Origin of the sequence: Jatrophihabitans sp. (genome assembly GCF_035474675.1) — a bacterium.
GTDB lineage: Bacteria > Actinomycetota > Actinomycetes > Mycobacteriales > Jatrophihabitantaceae > Jatrophihabitans_A.
This window is the reverse complement of sequence record NZ_DATINC010000068.1, coordinates 1-2,018: the sequence shown is the minus strand read 5'-3', so window position 1 is coordinate 2,018 and position 2,018 is coordinate 1. Positions and strand designations below refer to the sequence as shown.

Genomic DNA, 2,018 nt, shown 5'->3' with positions numbered 1-2,018 from the left:
GCAATTGGCCGACGCCGACGCCGATGGCGACTTTGCCGCCAGGGTCGAGGCCGACCTTGGCTTCCACCTGTTGCTGTGCCAGCTGGCCAAGAACTCCATGCTCGTCGAGGTGTGGCGTCACCTCGAAGGTCGAATCCAGGTCGCGATCATGAACGGCGAGCCCGACAACGCGCCGCCCATGATGTCGCGGGACCGGCACTCGCCGATCATCGACGCCATCGAGAAGGGCGACGTGTCTGCGGCCGTGGCCGTCGTCGAGGAGCACATGGCTGCGGCCGCGGAGCACTTCGCGGACACCCGCGACGCCAGCTGAGCCGCAGAAGCCGGTCGACTCAAAAGCCGGTCGGCTCCGAGCCGGCATCAATCCGCTTCTCACCACTTGTTGCAGACGTGACCTGCGTCACATAACTTGTCTGCTGGGGACCTCCGGGCTAATACTCCAGCCGTAGATCGCTTGATCTTGATTGGGCTGCGAGGGGCGGCCACCGCGTGACCATCGTCAGGTGTGTGGACTGCGACAGACCCCGCGGTGACCGCGAGTGCCAGGGTAGGGCCCGCCGTCTGGCGGGCAGGGATCGATGAGGTCCTGAATCGGATCGCCGGCCGGTTCGGCCGGGTGGAGGTGCGGCACCGGGTCCGCGCCTTCGTGCTGGGGTTGCTGGCCGATCTGCCGCGCAAGAACTGCTGGACGATCGCCGAGCAGGTCGGGGATGCCACCCCGGACGGCATGCAGCACCTGCTGGCCCGGGCCCGCTGGGACACCGACGGCGTTGCCGAGGACCTGCGTGACTACGTCGTCGAGCACCTGGGCGAGCCCGGCGCGGTGCTCGTCATCGACGAGACCGGGGATGTGAAGAAGGGCAGCCGCACGGTCGGCGTGCAGCGGCAGTACACCGGTACCGCCGGGCGGATCGAGAACTCCCAGGTCGCAGTCTATCTGGCCTACTCCGGAGGGCGCGGGCATGCACTCATCGACCGGGAGCTGTATCTGCCGCGCTCCTGGACCGATGACCCGAACCGGTGCGCGGCCGCCGGCGTGCCCACCGACGTGGGGTTTGCGACCAAGCCGGCGCTGGCCACCGCGATGCTCACCCGTGCACTCGACGCCGGGGTGCCGGCGGCCTGGGTGGCCGGCGATGAGGTCTACGGCGCCGATCCCGGCCTGCGCGCCGCGTTGGAGACGCGGCAGATCGGCTACGTGCTAGCCATCGCCGGCAATCGGCGGCTGCCGACTGCGGCCGGACCGATCCGTGCCGATGTCCTCGCTGCTGCGCTGCCGCGGCGGGCCTGGCAGCCGCTCTCGGCCGGGCCGGGCGCGAAGGGACAGCGGTACTACGACTGGGCCTGCCTCGACCTACCCGCCCAGCAGCAGGCCCGATCTGACGCCGAAGGCTGCGGCCCGGGATGCTGGTGGCTGCTCATCCGTCGCTCCCGGCGCACCGGGGAGCTGGCCTTCTACCGCTGCCACAGCCCCGCCCCGGTGCGGCTGATCCAGCTGGTCGCGGTCGCCGGACGGCGCTGGACGGTCGAGGAGTCCTTCCAGGGCGGCAAGGGCCTGGCCGGCCTGGACGAACACCAGGTGCGCCGCTGGCTGCCCTGGCGGCGCTGGACCCTGCTGGCGATGCTCGCCCACGCCCTGCTCGTCGTTCTGGCCGCCGGCGAACACGCCGCGGCAGCTCCACCGGCCGGACAGATCCCGCTCACCTGCAACGAGCTGCAGCGGCTGCTCACCCGCCTGGTCCTCGACCCGGCACGCCGCCCCGCCGATCCGGAGGCCTGGTCCCGATGGCGGCGACGACACCAATACCGCTCCCGTGCCAGCCACTACCGCCGCCAAGCCGCAGGCCTTTCATGATCAAGAGATCTACGGCTGGAGTACTAGGTGACCCTCTGCTAGTGCGGGCATTCGTGTGGGTGGATGCGTGGCAGCAGCAGTGCTGCGGCGAAACGTTCCGCCTGGGCTCGGAGATTCACTGGCACGGGCATCGGACAATGGAGAGAAAGAGCTGGATCACCAC

General features: G+C 69.9%; 3 protein-coding genes. All 3 read left to right on the top strand.

What is annotated here, in order from left to right:
* On the top strand, positions 1-313 hold a 313-nt coding region (locus tag VLJ82_RS08400; RefSeq protein ID WP_408662886.1), incomplete at its 5' end, for an FCD domain-containing protein.
* Between the two features lie 216 nt (positions 314-529).
* Complete coding sequence (locus VLJ82_RS08395; RefSeq protein WP_422653727.1) at positions 530-1,855, top strand: IS701 family transposase; 1,326 nt, start codon at positions 530-532, stop codon at positions 1,853-1,855.
* Positions 1,786-2,018, top strand: a 233-nt coding sequence (locus VLJ82_RS08390; RefSeq protein WP_408662885.1) for a DUF6578 domain-containing protein, incomplete at its 3' end; no start/stop codon positions are given. The genes VLJ82_RS08395 and VLJ82_RS08390, both read left to right, overlap by 70 nt.